This window comes from Sphingomonas faeni (assembly GCF_040407565.1).
Lineage (GTDB): Bacteria > Pseudomonadota > Alphaproteobacteria > Sphingomonadales > Sphingomonadaceae > Sphingomonas > Sphingomonas faeni_F.
On record NZ_JAPZPR010000006.1, the window covers coordinates 1 to 14037 of the forward strand.

Annotated in this window: 15 protein-coding genes; 7 read left to right on the top strand and 8 right to left on the bottom strand. The window is 64.4% G+C overall.

Going from position 1 to position 14037, the window contains the following annotated elements; all coding sequences use genetic code 11:
• Positions 1–199: 199 nt before the first annotated feature.
• The 6 genes from O6Y00_RS13060 to O6Y00_RS13085 form a co-directional block, all read right to left on the bottom strand.
• On the bottom strand, positions 200–592 hold the full coding sequence (locus O6Y00_RS13060; RefSeq protein ID WP_353443038.1) for a hypothetical protein: 393 nt from the start codon (positions 590–592) through the stop codon (positions 200–202).
• 256 nt (positions 593–848) lie between these two features.
• On the bottom strand, positions 849–1106 hold the full coding sequence (locus O6Y00_RS13065) for a DUF6894 family protein (RefSeq protein WP_353443039.1): 258 nt from the start codon (positions 1104–1106) through the stop codon (positions 849–851).
• 197 nt (positions 1107–1303) lie between these two features.
• Positions 1304–1444, bottom strand: coding sequence for a hypothetical protein (locus O6Y00_RS13070; RefSeq protein WP_353443040.1), 141 nt, complete (start codon positions 1442–1444; stop codon positions 1304–1306).
• Positions 1445–1851: 407 nt separating this feature from the next.
• Positions 1852–2589: a Crp/Fnr family transcriptional regulator gene (locus O6Y00_RS13075; RefSeq protein ID WP_353443041.1), complete on the bottom strand. Its 738-nt coding sequence runs from the start codon at positions 2587–2589 to the stop codon at positions 1852–1854.
• Between the two features lie 281 nt (positions 2590–2870).
• Complete coding sequence (locus tag O6Y00_RS13080) at positions 2871–3509, bottom strand: glycosyltransferase (RefSeq protein WP_353443042.1); 639 nt, start codon at positions 3507–3509, stop codon at positions 2871–2873.
• Between the two features lie 302 nt (positions 3510–3811).
• Entirely contained in the window at positions 3812–4315 is a 504-nt protein-coding gene (locus O6Y00_RS13085; RefSeq protein ID WP_353443043.1) for an outer membrane protein assembly factor BamE, read from the bottom strand.
• Between the two features lie 134 nt (positions 4316–4449).
• Between O6Y00_RS13085 and O6Y00_RS13090 the strand changes: the two genes are divergently transcribed.
• Together O6Y00_RS13090 and O6Y00_RS13095 are read left to right on the top strand one after the other, a co-directional pair.
• Positions 4450–4956 carry a ubiquinol-cytochrome C chaperone family protein gene (locus O6Y00_RS13090; protein WP_353443044.1) on the top strand — a complete coding sequence of 169 codons (507 nt, stop codon included), beginning with the start codon at positions 4450–4452 and terminating at the stop codon, positions 4954–4956.
• Positions 4953–5477: a YceD family protein gene (locus O6Y00_RS13095; RefSeq protein WP_353443045.1), complete on the top strand. Its 525-nt coding sequence runs from the start codon at positions 4953–4955 to the stop codon at positions 5475–5477. The genes O6Y00_RS13090 and O6Y00_RS13095 overlap by 4 nt, the downstream gene beginning before the upstream one ends.
• A gap of 242 nt (positions 5478–5719) precedes the next feature.
• Here O6Y00_RS13095 and O6Y00_RS13100 read toward each other — a convergent pair whose 3' ends face one another.
• Together O6Y00_RS13100 and O6Y00_RS13105 are read right to left on the bottom strand one after the other, a co-directional pair.
• Positions 5720–6256 carry a SixA phosphatase family protein gene (locus O6Y00_RS13100; protein WP_353443046.1) on the bottom strand — a complete coding sequence of 179 codons (537 nt, stop codon included), beginning with the start codon at positions 6254–6256 and terminating at the stop codon, positions 5720–5722.
• An 8-nt stretch (positions 6257–6264) separates the two neighbouring features.
• Positions 6265–8964: an ATP-dependent DNA helicase gene (locus O6Y00_RS13105; RefSeq protein WP_353443047.1), complete on the bottom strand. Its 2700-nt coding sequence runs from the start codon at positions 8962–8964 to the stop codon at positions 6265–6267.
• A gap of 305 nt (positions 8965–9269) precedes the next feature.
• On the opposite strand from O6Y00_RS13105, the gene O6Y00_RS13110 reads away from it, so the two are divergent.
• The 5 genes from O6Y00_RS13110 to O6Y00_RS13130 all read left to right on the top strand — a co-directional run bounded on the left by O6Y00_RS13110 (position 9270) and on the right by O6Y00_RS13130 (position 13970).
• The gene (locus O6Y00_RS13110; RefSeq protein WP_353443048.1) at positions 9270–9575 is read left to right on the top strand and encodes a hypothetical protein; all 306 of its coding nucleotides are present in this window, start codon (positions 9270–9272) and stop codon (positions 9573–9575) included.
• Between the two features lie 57 nt (positions 9576–9632).
• Positions 9633–11213 (top strand): lysine--tRNA ligase, encoded by a 1581-nt coding sequence (locus tag O6Y00_RS13115; protein WP_353443049.1) that lies wholly within the window; start codon positions 9633–9635, stop codon positions 11211–11213.
• A 52-nt stretch (positions 11214–11265) separates the two neighbouring features.
• Positions 11266–11598, top strand: coding sequence for a GFA family protein (locus O6Y00_RS13120; protein WP_353443050.1), 333 nt, complete (start codon positions 11266–11268; stop codon positions 11596–11598).
• Between the two features lie 145 nt (positions 11599–11743).
• On the top strand, positions 11744–12748 hold the full coding sequence (locus O6Y00_RS13125; protein ID WP_353443335.1) for a histone deacetylase family protein: 1005 nt from the start codon (positions 11744–11746) through the stop codon (positions 12746–12748).
• A complete protein-coding gene (locus tag O6Y00_RS13130) occupies positions 12738–13970 on the top strand; it encodes an MFS transporter (protein ID WP_353443051.1) in 1233 nt (410 codons plus the stop codon). The genes O6Y00_RS13125 and O6Y00_RS13130 overlap by 11 nt, the downstream gene beginning before the upstream one ends.
• Positions 13971–14037: the final 67 nt, after the last annotated feature.

The following is a 14037-nucleotide window of genomic DNA, read 5'->3' on the forward strand; positions in this document are numbered from 1 at the left end:
CTGGTTCTTCGATCATGATATCCGCACCGTCGATCACGTCGCACCCAGCTTTGATAACTGGATTATGCAGTTTTGCGACGTACGACCGTCGCCCGGAGATGGCACCGGGAGCGTCCGCTAATGGGCGATAGCGGAATGGCCGGAATGGGAAGGAAAGCGGAACAGCGGGTTTCGGCGGCGGACCAGAAAAAGCTGCCGTTCAATCGAGGAGCGCCAACGCGGCCAACGTCTCCGCCCGTGTGGGTCGCCAATCATCTTCGTCCGTGGCAAACCGCCCAGAATCGTCCTCAATAAAGAAGACCGCGTCTCTTACAGCTTCATCTGCATAATCGAAGTCGTCGTTCATGACGATGCAGTCCGCGAGGTAATTCGCTGCATCAAAGGGCAGTCGCTCGTCGGCTACCGCCTCAAGCAAGCGCCGCGCGCCTTCCTTTGTGACCACAAAGAGCGGTCCATCAGTGACCTGAATACGACCCTCCGCAGTTGCCAATAAGGCTGCTCTAAAGCGCACGACCTCCGGCCCGATCTCTGCGGCGAGGCTTTCCGGAGAGAGTGTGCCCGATAAGAATGCGACGATTGAACCATGCTGCATACCGCAAGGCTGCACCGTCCGGCCAACGTCCGCAATCGTGAACTGAACCAAGGCCCGCGCACGTCGGCTTTTGGGCGGAAGCGGTCGTTCGAAACGAGTTGCGATAACGCTCAAGCCGCTTCAGCGAATGCGAAACCGCTCTCGTATGGCCGATCTCACCTCAACTCCGCGTTGGCCGTATGTCCGCTTTGGGAAGGAAAGCGGACCGGCGGCTTTTAAGAGACCGGCCGAGATAACGCCTATGGTTGCACACTTCTCATATCAATTTTTTGAGGTTCAAAGTGGCAGGTGCTGCCGTCGCGCAGATCATAATCGTAAACATGGTTAGACGGTTTGCGTCGGTAACCGTCATTACCCACTCCTCACCTTCCCAGAATACCTCTTCCTGATCGCATAGTAACAACGCCGCATATTTTAGCGCAAAGCAGCGAGCAGCAGCGAGGGACGGCAGATCCTCGCCTACGCATGGAATGTTAGGTTTGACATCGGCTATCTCGAAATAAAAAACCGACATTCGAGCTCCCGAAATAACGCGGGAGCACGATGTCTCTCAGTCGCCGAGAACCAACGATAGGAGGGTAGCGAATACCGAGCGTCTTCGGTTCCCCTGGACGGCGATTTGTGACTGGAAGATGAGTACGTCGGGAACGGCAAGGAAAGCGGTCCGTCCTCTAATTGTGAGGCAGGCGGCAATAGCCGACATCGAACCGCTTAACGCCGAACGTCGGGCATTAGGGTATCTAGTGCATGAACAATGTAGAGGGCGAGAACACCGCGCCCCTCCATTTTATCGGCTATGGCCAGCGCTTCCAGCAGAAGCGCTTTCAATTTTTCATGTTGGTCGAGCGTCATCCTCGGCATCCTGTCCAGTATTCCGACGTGTACCGTGAGGCCTTGCGGGTATAACTTAGATCAAGGAGGCGAAATGATACTACCAATATAGGATTAATCAGGATCAAGTTTGCTGACTATGGAGCCCTCTCCGACGGGCCCAGGGGCCGGCCAAACGCAATCGACGCGTCGCTTGCGTTTTCTTCGATGGCATTCGGCTACGTCAAAAAAATGCAGCCCCATCTGAATGTACAGGTGGCTTCGACAGCAAAAATGACCCACCTTAGCGTCCTTGTCGGAGCGTAAGTGGCATGGATGGAAACGGAAGGAAAGCGACCGGTCCCTCTTATGGCAAGTTGGGTTGCGATTGCCGAAATTGAACCACATACCGCAGAACGGTGGCCATCATGGTGTACACGATGTGATAATTATTGAGGAAAATTACTGACCAAGAGAAATTTTTCCGAGAATTGACCAACTTGCCTAAAGCCGTTGATGTCAACTATTTCGTATTTTCTGTTTGTGTGACTGATCAAGCCACTTTCAACAAACGACCTGATAGCCCTATTAACGTGAACAGGTGTGATTCCGACGCTATCCCCAATTTGCTCCTGCGACATTGGTAGGGAAAAGTGCAACCCATCACTTAAGCCACGCAACTTCGTCCTGGCGGCAAATTCGTTTAAGAAATGAGCTACACGAGTCTTTGCAGAGCGCCCGCCAATGTTTAATAGCCACTCCCGTAATTGTCGCGACTCCGCGGTTGTTCTTAAATCCACCGCCAACCGAATGGAGGGGTGGGAATCTATTAGCAATTCAAACTCGGATTTTTGCACATACGCGATGCTAGATTTTTCTGCACAAACCACGTTATAGTCCAGATTATTCACAAATCTATTTTCTGGATTAACTATGTCTCCGGGAATTGTGAATGATACAATTTGTCGATAGCCATCCGAAGTCTGCTTTTGACGGAATAAATATCCCGATATTACGAACACATAGTCTGAAAATGACAAGCCTTCCCTGAATACGTAGCTTCCCGACTCAAAGGTTTTTGTTCGAGCTTTCAAGCGGCCCAAAGCTTCGGTGTCAAAGACGTCTAACTGCGAATGCTCCGAAAGACTTTTGGCAATCAGACCACGAGGGTCAATTTCCGAGATCAACACGAGGTTCCCGTAATATCGGCGGGAGCATTGAGACTCTCAGTTGCCAAGAGCCGTGATCGGTTAGCAATTTATAAGTCATACCATAGGTTGCCGGACAAGGCTTGATTGAAGTTAAGTTTCACGACTCTCTCACGGTACAGCAGCAGGTCGAGCAGATTGGGCAAATTTCCACTGGGAAAGATGCGCTGAACGGATGGCCGTTATCGGGAGCTGGGATCTCAAAGCTGGGTGTCTGGGTATGGGCGGAAGCGGTCGTTCGAAACGAGTTGCGATAACGCTCAAGCCGCTTCGGCGAACTCGTCCGCATAATGCCCCGACACCAGCCGCGCACCGCGATCGACCAGCGGCAACACCGGTAGCTGGACGACGTCGTAGCGATCGATCAGGCTGTCGAACACGCGCAACTCCTGCGCATGGACGACGTCCTCGGCATCGTGGAGCACGATCGCCTTTGTCTGCAGCGCCTCCCGCGCGTCGTCGCGGCGCAGCGCGTGCCACAGGCCGTTGAGACAATCGGCTTTCGTGGTCGGGCCATCGCGCGGGCCGATCACCAGCCGGATGCGGGTATCGCGCTCGGCGACCGCCGCGACGGCGTCGATCGTGCCGCGGTCGTTGGGATAGGCACCGACATAGATCCGGTAGTCGTCATGCTCGTAGCGATCGAGCGAGGTGGACAGCATGCGGCCGATCACCGCGACCTCGTCCCACGCGGCGACGAATACCGCGATCCGGCCCGAACCGCGCGGCGGCGGCAACGTGGCGACGCTCAGCCGCGGTTCGTGGCCGCGGCGCAATCGGTGGACGATGAAGACCAGATCGACGAGCAGATCGTCGAGACCGCCAAGCAACAAGCCTGCGCCGGCGAACAGCAGCAGTTCTCGCGCAGATGCGTCGATGATCCACAGCGACTCGCCCAAGCCACACCCCCCTGCCGAGGGTACCGCACGTTTGCGCCGTTTTGGCTCCAGTCTCGTCGAGATCGGATGTTTGCAGAATTCGCGAAATCGCTGCGACGAACCGAACCAACCGGCCTGGAGCGCGTTACGACAGCGATCCCTTCCCCCCTTTCGGGATCGGCGCCGACAATGCCCGGCCCGGCCGCACCGCTGCATGGCACGTGGTGCGGCCTAAGCCTGCCCGCGACGCCTCGCCAATGGCGTGAAATGACGGCCAGACATTACCGCCAGGACATTACCGCCAAGACGTTGCGGCCAAGACGTTATGGGCGGTCGCGACCGCCGCCGCCGGTGTTGCTGCCGCTGCCGCCACCGCCGGAACCCGCTGCGCCGACCGTGCCGATGTTGCCGAACAGATCCTGGAAGAAGCCGCGCTCGCGACCAAGCGTCGGCGTCTTCTTGCCGTACGGCTTGATCGAGGCGACCTGATCGAGCCCGCCGCGACGGATCGCGGTGACGGTGCCCTTCTGGTCGAAGCTGATCTGCAACGTGATCTGCGCGTTCGGGCGCGGATTGCGGAAGGCGAGGTTGCGGCTGTCGCGCGCGAGATAATACCAGTCGCCCTGGTCGAACTGCCCGGCGATCGTCGGTTTCCCGAGCGTGGCGAGCACCGACTGGCGATTGTCGACGCCCGGCTGGACCGAGTTGACGAGGTCGGTATCGACGACATAGCCCTGGTGCGAGCGCAACTGGGTGCAGCCCCCACTGGCCAATGCGGCGACCGCAAGTGCGGCGGCGAGACCCGTACGGGCGGAAAACACGCTCATATAAACTCCCAACCGGGGCACGCGAAAACACGTGACGGGTCCCACGCGATTGCATCGGCCGCCGATCGCCTCGATATGCGAGGATGCGCGGGCAAACAAGCCGAAGCGCGGCTTCGTGGCGAGGACGATAGAATTTGAGCTGGTTGGGAAAACTGCTCGGCGAGAAGCCCGACGAGGCGCTGCCGCTGTACAACGCCGTCGTCGGTCGCGCGCGCGCGGAACATTGGTATCGGGAAGGCGCGGTGCCGGACACGGTCGACGGCCGCTTCGACATGATCGCGACCTTGCTGGCGATCGTGATGCTGCGGCTCGAGACCGAGCGCTTGGGCGGTGAACCCGCGGCGCGTCTGGCCGAACGCTTCGTCGACGACATGGACGGGCAGCTGCGCGAGATCGGGATCGGCGACATCATCGTCGGCAAGCATATCGGCAAGATGATGAGCATGCTCGGCGGGCGGCTCGGCGCGTACCGCGACGGGCTGGCGGCGGGCGATATCGCGCCGGCCCTGGTGCGCAACCTGTACCGGGGCGCCGCGCGGGACGATACCGCACTGGCGCATGTCCGCGAGTCGGTGATGGCGTTTCATGCGGGTCTGGCTGCGACGCCACTCCCGAATCTGTTATCTGGAGAACTGCCGTGAAGCCCGAGTTCAGCCGCCCCGAACGCCTCGACACGATCGGCGAGCGCGAGCGGATCGTCGAGATCGCCGCGACCGAGGACGAGCGCGCGGCGCTGGCGAAGCGGTTCGCGCTGCTCTCGATTTCGCGACTCGACGCGCGACTCGGGATCAAGCGCACCGACAGCGGCATCGTCGTGAAGGGCCGCGTGACCGGGGCTGCGGTGCAGGCGTGCTCGGTCACCGACGAACCGCTCGACACGAAGATCGACGAGCCGGTCGCGCTGTTGTTCGTCGAGCAGTTGATTGCGGAGGGCGACGAGGTCGAACTGTCCGACGACGCGCTCGATACGGTCGCGATCGAGGGTGGCACGATCGACCTCGGCGAAGCGGCCGCGGACACGCTGGCGCTGGCGATCGACCCGTTCCCGCGCGGGCCGAATGCGGCTGCGGCGCTGGCGGCGGCGGGGGTGATCAGCGAGGACGAGTTCCGACCGGCGAATGCGTTCTCGGATCTGAAGGCTAGGATGGCGGGGAAGAGCTAAGCGGGTCTGCCGTAGTATGCGGTAAAAGTTAGCGTATCCACACACTCGCTCCACCCCGGCGAAGGCCGGGGCCCAGTTGGAAAGGTGGTCGTAACGAAGCGTTGCCCTTCGTTAGCGACGTCCCCCAACTGGGCCCCGGCCTTCGCCGGGGTGGTGTGTGTTTGGGGAAATCTACCGCCCCCTTGTTCTCCCGCGAAGGCGGGAGCCCAGACTGGGTCCCCGCCTTCGCGGGGAAACATGGTTCAGTCCGCGTCGGGGCCTAAAGTAGGATCGAGATCGCGTGGGCGGATGAAGCGGGTCAGGCGGGCGGTGCCGGTTGCGATGCTCGCCCAGTCCCCCTCGAACTGAAGCTCGGCAATACTGGCCGTCGGATACTTATCCTCCACCGCATCGCGCAACGGATCGGCCCCATCCGCGACCAGCATCAGCACGAGATCCTCCAACCCCGGATTATGCCCGACCAGCAACGCGCTCTCCGCCTCGGCCGGAAACCCGTGCACCACATCCAGCAACGTCGCCGCCGACGCCAGATACACGCGCCGATCCAGGTCCGGCGCGATCGTCCGGCCATAGCCCGATTCGATCTGCTCCAAGGTCTCCGACACGCGCACCGCCGGCGACGCGATCGCGTGATCGAACACCAACCCCAGCGACCGCATGTGCCGCCCGACCATCGCCGCGGCACGCTTGCCCTTCGCATTGAGCGGGCGGTCGAAATCGCGCGCGACCGGATCGTCCCAGCCGGACTTGGCGTGGCGCAACAGCGTCAACGTCTTCATGGCAATCCTCAAGCGGGTTCGCGGCGTTCATGCCCTACCGTCGCGCGCGAGGAAAGCCGGCTTGCGACTCGGGCCACCGCTTCTTCGAGCGTTACGCGGGCGATCGGTACCCCCGGCGGGAACGCGCTGAGCAGTCGCGACGGCATCGCGGCAGACAGCATCACGAACACGCCGGAGTCATCCGCGCGGCGGATCAGCCGGCCGAACGCCTGCGCAAGCCGCGCGCGGACGAGCCGGTCGTCATACGCCGAACCGCCGCCCGCGAGCCTGCGTGCGGCATGCAGAACGGAAGGTTTCGCCCACGGCACACCCTCCATCACCACCAGCCGCAGCGATTCGCCGGGGACGTCGACACCGTCGCGCAGCGCATCGGTGCCGAGCAACGACGCCCCCGGATCGTCGCGGAAAATGTCGACCAGCGTTCCCGTATCGATCGGATCGACGTGCTGCGCGTGGAGCGGCAGGCCTTCGCGCGCGAGTCGGTCGGCGATGCGGCCATGCACGCCGCGCAACCGCCGGATCGCCGTGAACAGCCCGAGCGTGCCGCCGCGGCTGGCGACGATCAGCTGCGCATAGGCGTTGGCGAGCGCGCCGATGTCACCGCGCTTCACGTCGGTGACGATCAGCACTTCGGCTTGGCGCGTATAGTCGAACGGGCTCTTCGCCTCGAACCGGGCGGCGGGGCGGAGGAGATGCGGCGCGCCGGTGCGGGCTTCGGCCACCTCCCAATCGCCGCCGCCGGTAAGCGTCGCCGAGGTGACGAGCGCGCCATGGGCGGGCTTCAGGACGATCTCGGCGAACGGCCGCGTCGGGTCGAGCCAGTGGCGATGCAGCCCGATATCGAACTCGCGCCCTTCGATACGGTCGACCGCGAGCCAGTCGACGAAATCGCCATCGACCGGTCCACCGACGCGCGCGAGCAGCGACAGCCACGACGCCACCGTCTCCGCCCGCCAGCCGATCGAGGCGATCGCGCCTTCGACTCGCGCTCGGGCAGGCGCGTCCATCCAGTCCGGCGCTTCGGCGAGCACGGCTTCGAGACGGCGACCGAGCGTCACGAGCGGACGAACGAGCCCGTCGAGCGCGGCGGCAGCAGGCGCCGCGGCCTCGATCAGCGTGGCGTCGGGTTCGGCGAGTTCGGTTTCCAGGCCATAGCCCGCGTCGCCCGGTTGTTCGGCCCGCGCGTAGGTGAGCCCACGAACGGCAGCGAGCAGCGTCTCGATCGGCCCGAACGGCGCACCTTCGCCCAGACGTTGCAGCCAGCCATCGGACGCCAGTGCTCCCGCTGCGGTGACCGCATCGCTGATCGCCCGCGCGCCCTGCTCGTCATAACTGGCGAGATCGGACAGGCGGGCAGCAAGTCCTCGCCTACGCCCGCGACCGCTCGATTCGGGGCCGAGGATCCAGCGGCGGAGTTCGATCGTCTCCGCACCGGTCAGCGCGGTCGCGAACATCGAATCGGCCGCGTCGAAGATGTGATGGCCCTCGTCGAACACGTACCGCGTCGGCCGCGTCGCGAGTTCGCGGCCCCGTGCGGCGTTGACCATCACCAGCGCGTGGTTGGCGATGACGATGTCGGCATCGGACGAGGCGCGGGCGGCGCGCTCGATGAAACATTTCCGGTAGTGCGGGCAGCCGGCATACACGCACTCGCCGCGCCGGTCGGTCAGCGCGGTCGAGCCGTTGCGGCGGAACAAGGTCGGCAGCCAGCCCGGCAAATCGCCACCGACCATGTCGCCATCCGCGCTATACGCCGCCCAGCGTGCGACGAGGTGCGCCAGGATCGCCGCACGGCCTGCGAACCCGCCTTGCAGCGCGTCCTCCAGGTTCAGCAGGCAGAGGTAGTTCTCGCGCCCCTTCCGTGTCACGACCTTGGCTTTCCGGATCGCCGCGTCGGGATACAAGCGCGCGGTTTCCTGCCCCAACTGCCGTTGCAGCGTCTTGGTGTAGGTCGAGATCCACACCGCGCCGCCGGCCTTCTCCGCCCACAGCGAGGCTGGGGCGAGGTAGCCAAGCGTCTTGCCGATCCCGGTGCCCGCTTCGGCGAGGACGAGGTTCGGCGTATCGCGCATTGCTCGCGGCGCGAAGGCGGCGGTGGCGGCGCCGGCATAGGCGCGCTGGCCGGGGCGTTCCTCGGCGCCGTGGCCGGTAAGGTCGACCAGCCGCGCCTCGGCATCGCCGGGCTCGATCGTCACGGTACGCGGCGCGGGTCGCGGAGGGTGCTCCTCCCATTCGGGGAGCGACGAGAACAGCCAGCGCTCGTTGACCGCGGGTTTCTTCAACCGCTCGGCAACGACCGGCGCCCAGGGCCAACGCAACCGAAACAGCGACTGCGCCGCCGTCCACGCCCCCTCACGTTCGGGCCAGTCTGTGTCGGTGAGCGCCAGCATCGCCTCGGCCGCGCGGAGGAGGAACGGCGCAACCTCCGCATCCTCGCTCGGCACGTCGAGGCCGGTGACCCGCGCGATCCCCTTCGGCGTGGGCACCGCGAACTGCGCGGGGCGTAAGAAAGCGTAGAGTTCGAGCAGGTCGAGCCCCGACAGATCGGGATACCCGAGTCGCTGCCCGACCAGCGGCGCGTTGAGCATGATGACCGGCGTATCGGCGGCGATCCTGATCGCCTCGCCTCGCCCGATGGGACGCGCGCCATCTGCATTCGCAATCCAGATGCCGGCGTGGCTGGCGTGGAGGGCAGGATAGCGAAGCACCGCGAGACCTTGCGGGATGGAGAACGAAAGGGCAACTTTTTGTGCAGCCAAAGAGTGCTTCAGATATGAATGGCTAGGCAATCCTCCCCCGCCAGGGGGAGGTGGCAGGCGCAGCCTGACGGAGGGGGCGGTAAGCGATCACCGTGGTTCCGCGTCCTCCCCCTCCGACGCCCACGGCGCCACCTCCCCTTGGCAGGGGAGGATTTGATCGTTCCCCATATCGGCCGTTACGCAACCGGTACGGCTCACGCGCGTTGCGCACTTATCGATACCGGGCCTTATCTACATCAACAGGGACAATCATTATGCGTAAGTTTCTCATGGCGCTGAGCGCGCTCTCGCTCGCAATTCCGGCGGCTGCCGTGATCCCTACCGGCAAGGCCGAAGCGCGCTCGCGGCATGAATATCGCGGCCACAACCGTCGCTATCACGCACGGCGCTGCCGCCATTCGAGCGGCACGACCGGCCTGGTCGCGGGCGGCGTCGGCGGTGCGGTGCTCGGCAATGCGGTCGGCGGCGGCTTGCTCGGCACGCTCGCCGGCGGCGCAGCGGGTGCGCTCGGTGGCCGTGCGGTCGACCGGACGATCACCGCGAAGGATCGTTGCCGCTGAGTCGCGAGCGGCGGTGGGGGTGACGGACACGAATGCACGCGCTAGTCGCGCTGTATCATGACCGACGAACTCCGCCCCCCTGCTCTCGAAGCAGCCGCCCTCGAGTCCAAAGCCTGGCCGTACGAGGAGGCGCGCAAACTCCTCAAGCGGTATCCGAACGGCAAGTCGGGCGATCCGGTGCTGTTCGAGACGGGCTATGGACCGTCGGGCCTGCCGCATATCGGCACGTTCAACGAAGTGTTGCGCACGACGATGGTGCGCAACGCATTCCACGCGCTGAGCGACGCGCCGACGCGGTTGATCGCCTTCTCGGACGACATGGACGGCCTTCGGAAAGTGCCGGACAACGTCCCCAACGGCGACATGCTGCGCGAGCATCTCGGCAAGCCGCTGACGCAGATCCCCGATCCGTTCGGCACGCATTCGAGCTTTGCCGCACACAACAACGCGATCCTGCGCGAATTTCTCGACCGCTACGGCTTCGAGTACGAGTTCGCGTCGTCGACAGACTATTACACGTCCGGGCGCTTCGACGAGGCGCTAACGGGCGTGCTCCGCCATTTCCAGGGCATTCAGGACGTGATGCTCCCGACGCTGCGGGCCGAGCGCCGCGCGACCTATTCGCCGGTGCTGCCGATCTCGCCGACCAGCGGCATCGTGCTGCAGGTGCCGATCGAGGTGATCGATGCCGAGGCAGGCTTGATCGCGTTCGAGGACGAGGGTCAGCGGATCGAGCAGTCGGTGCTCGGCGGCAAGGCCAAGCTCCAGTGGAAGGTCGACTGGGCGATGCGCTGGGTCGCGCTCGGCGTCGATTACGAGATGGCGGGCAAGGACCTGATCGATTCGGTGACACAGTCGTCGAAGATCGCACGCGTGCTCGGCGGCCGTCCGCCCGAGGGCTTCAACTACGAGATGTTCCTCGACGAGAATGGCGAGAAAATCTCGAAGTCGAAGGGTAATGGCCTGAGCCTCGAGCAGTGGCTGACCTATGGCCCCGAGGAGTCGCTGGCCTTCTACGCCTACCGGGAGCCCAAGAAGGCGAAGTCGCTCCACATGGGTGTAATTCCCCGCGCGGTGGACGAATATTGGCAGTTTCGTGGCAATTATGCGGGCCAGGACCTGAAGCAGAAGCTCGGCAATCCGGTCCATCACATCCACGACGGCAAGCTGCCGACGGGCGAGCTGCCGGTGACGTTCGGGCTGTTGCTCAACCTTGTCGGGGTGATGGGCGATGCGAGCAAGGAGCAGGTTTGGGGCTATCTCGCGAACTACGTGCCGGACGCGTCGGCGGCCAAGTATCCCGAGCTTGACCGGCTGATCGGCTATGCGCTGGCCTATAGCCGCGATTTCGTCGCGCCGACGTTGAAGCGCCGCGCGCCCGAGGGTGTCGAGGCCGTGGCGCTGGAGCGGCTGGACGCGGAACTCGCCGCGCTGCCGGATGGGGCGAGCGCGGAGGATATCCAGAACATCGTCTACGAGATCGGCAAGACCGGCGGGTTCGAAAACCTGCGCGACTGGTTCAAGGCGCTGTACGAGACGCTGCTGGGCTCCGAACAGGGCCCGCGGATGGGCAGCTTCATCGCGCTGTACGGGGTCGAGAACTCGCGGAAGCTGATTGCGGAGACATTGGCGCGGTAGGGCGTCACCTTCGCCCATTTGCGGACGTTGCACTGGGCGTCTACACGTCGGTATGCCCGTCGAAGGAAGCTGTCATTGCGGCAACGTGCGGATCCAACTCCCGAGCCTGCCGGCTTGGGTGGCGGACTGTAACTGCTCGCTCTGTCGGCGAACCGCCTGGCGCACCGCCTACTACCCGCCTGCCGATGTTCGCATATCCGGTGAAACCGTCGCCTATGTCTGGGGCGATCGCATGATCGGTATCCACCATTGTCCGGTGTGCGGATGTGGCACGCATTGGCAGACGCTTCGCGAGGATTTTGGCAGGATGGGCATCAATGCGCGCTTGCTCGACGGTTTCGATGAAAGCGCCGTCCAGGTCAGGAAGTTCGACAACGCAGCGTGATCCTCTTGCCGCAACGTCCGCCATCCTCCCCATTCCGGTCATTCCTCGACGCGCCGAACTGCGGCATGCGTGCCTGCCGGTTCGCGGACCTTCAAGCTGATCCGTCGGTTCTGTCATCATGACGCATGCGCAAGGGACACAAGAGATGCGGCTGTTCTTCGACGACGCCCAGCGCACCCACGCCCCGGCGCGCGAGCTGCATAACGGGGCGTTCACTGCCTATGCCGAGACGCCCGCGCGGATCGACGCGATCCTCCGCGCGATCGGTCCGGTCGAAATGCCGCAGGATCGCGGCGAAGCGCCGATCCTCGCCGTCCACTCCCCCGCCTATGTCGCGTTCCTGAAGGACGCCGCGCAACTGTGGCGCGAGGCGGGGCGAGAGGGCGATGCGATCCCCTACACCTTCCCGATCCGCGGCCGCCGTCCGCTCGACCTCAGCCGGATCGACGCACTGATCGGCGCGCACAGCTTCGACGCGACCACGCCGATCACGCCCGAGACCTGGGCCGCTTCCTATGGCAGCGCGCAATCCGCACTTGCCGCGACGCAGGCGGTACTCGACGGCGAGCGCGCCGCCTTTGCGCTGTGCCGTCCGCCCGGCCACCATGCCGGCGCGGATTATTGCGGGGGCTATTGCCACCTCAACACCGCCGCGATCGCCGCGCAGGCTGCGCGCGACGCCGGCATCGCCCGCGTCGCGATCCTCGACATCGACTATCACCACGGCAACGGCACGCAGGACATATTCTACACCCGAGGCGATATGTTCTACGCGTCGGTCCACGCCGATCCCAAGACCGACTATCCCTTCTATTGGGGCCATGCCGACGAGACCGGAGAGGGCGAAGGACTCGGCACGACACTGAACCTTCCGCTGCCGCATGGCACGACGATCGACGCGTTTCGCACAGCGCAAACCACGGCGCTCGACACGATCGCCGCGTTCGATCCCGGCCTGCTCGTCGTCAGCTTCGGCGCGGATACGTGGGGGGGCGATCCGATCTCGCACTTTAGCCTGACCACGCCCGACTACGCGGTCCTTGCGCGCGACATCTCAGCACGCAGCTGGCCAACCGTCATCGTCATGGAGGGCGGCTACGCGGTCGACGCACTCGGCCACAATGTCGCGAGCTTTCTGAGTGGCTTCTGAGGCGCCGATCGCTCTGGGCACGCCAGCCTATCGCCGGCTGACGCTGGCGATGCTGTTCGCCGGCTTCTCGACCTTCTCGCTCCTGTATTCGGTACAGCCGTTGCTGCCGCTGTTCGCCGCGCAGTTCGGATTGACCGCGGAGGGCGCATCGCTGGCGGTGTCGCTGGCGACCGGACCGCTCGCGATCGGCATCCTGTTCGCGGGGTTCGTCTCGGACCGGGTCGGCCGGCGGCCGCTGATGATCGCGGCGATGTTCGCAGCCGGCGCGCTGACCTTGGCGGCGGCGGTCGTGCCGGGGTGGAGCGGGTTGCTCGTGCTGCGCTTCCTGACCGGCGTCGCGCTCGCGGGCGTGCCGGCGGTGGCGATGGCCTATGTCGCGGAGGAGGTCGATGCGGGCTCGGTCGGTGCGGCGATGGGGCTGTATATCGCGGGCAGCGCGCTCGGCGGGATGGCGGGGCGACTGGTCGTGAGCATCGTCGCCGATCTCGAAGGCTGGCGCTGGGCGCTCGCCGCGGTCGGGATCGCTGGCCTCGCGATGGCGGAGGCGTTTCGCCGGCTCGCGCCGCTCTCGCGCAATTTTACGCCCAGCGTGGGACGGCCGGGCGCGTTGCTGCGGAGTGCCGGATCGCTGTTCGTCGATCGCGCGATGCCGCTGCTGTATCTCGAGGCGTTCCTGCTGATGGGCGTGTTCGTCACCATCTATAACTATGCCGGCTTCCGGCTCATGAGCCCGCCTTACGGCCTCAGCCAGGCGGCGGTCGGCGGGGTCTTCCTGCTGTATGTGCTCGGATCGGTGAGTTCGGCGAAGTTCGGCACGCTGGCGGGACAGCTCGGGCGACGGAAGGTCTTCTGGATCCCGGTCGTGCTGCTGATCGTCGGCGTCGCGCTGACCGCGATGACGCCGCTGGTGCTGGTGATCGCAGGCATCGCGGTGGTGACGATCGGCTTCTTCGGCGCGCATTCGATCGCGAGCGCCTGGGTCGGCCGGCGTGCGCAGGGTTCGCGCGGACAGGCGGCGGCGTTCTATCTGTTCTTCTATTACATGGGATCGAGCGTGCTGGGATCGGCGGGCGGGTTCGCCTGGACGCATGCCGGATGGCCGGGGGTGACGGCGTTCTGCCTGTTGCTCGGCGTGGCGGCGCTGGTGATCGGGCTGGTGCTGCGTGGCGTACCGCCGCTGGTGGTGGAGCCGCCCGCGCCGCAGCGGATGCCCGATCCGTGAGGGACGAATGCCCCCCTCCCTGAAAGGGAGGGGCTGGGGGTGGGTTGGCCAGTTTGAGCCACCAACA